Here is a 460-nt window from a genome sequence, read left to right on the forward strand (position 1 = left end):
TATCAACGATTATGGATTGTTATAACTCTGAAGTGATTGCCTATCAATTAAGTCGTTCACCAAACCTGGCAATCGCTATAAATCCTTTAAATAAAGCACTTGAGGAACACCAACACAATCTAAACCAATTAGTTGTTCACTCGGATCAAGGATTTCATTATCAGCATAGTAGTTGGGGAAATACCATAACAGAATATGGTGCAACAATGAGTATGTCACGTAAAGGAAACTGTTTAGATAATTCACCGATGGAGAACTTCTTTGGCTTATTAAAGCAGGAAATGTTTTATGGAGAAGTATTCAAGACATATGAAGCATTAGAGATCGCAGTACATGAATATATTAGATACTATAATAAAGATAGAATTAAGCTAAAATTAAAAGGCATGTCTCCTGAAGAATTCAGGAAACATACCTTACAATCTGCTTAATTCCAAAAGTCCAACTTTTGGGTAGCACA

1 protein-coding gene is annotated in these 460 nt (G+C 34.1%); it reads left to right on the forward strand.

Going from position 1 to position 460, the window contains the following annotated elements:
• Positions 1–431 (forward strand): IS3 family transposase (locus tag HMPREF2767_RS02115; protein WP_148128988.1); only part of this gene is annotated, 431 nt, incomplete at its 5' end.
• Positions 432–460 lie beyond the last annotated feature (29 nt).

The sequence above is a fragment of the Nosocomiicoccus sp. HMSC067E10 genome (assembly GCF_001810835.1).
Lineage (GTDB): Bacteria > Bacillota > Bacilli > Staphylococcales > Salinicoccaceae > Nosocomiicoccus > Nosocomiicoccus ampullae_A.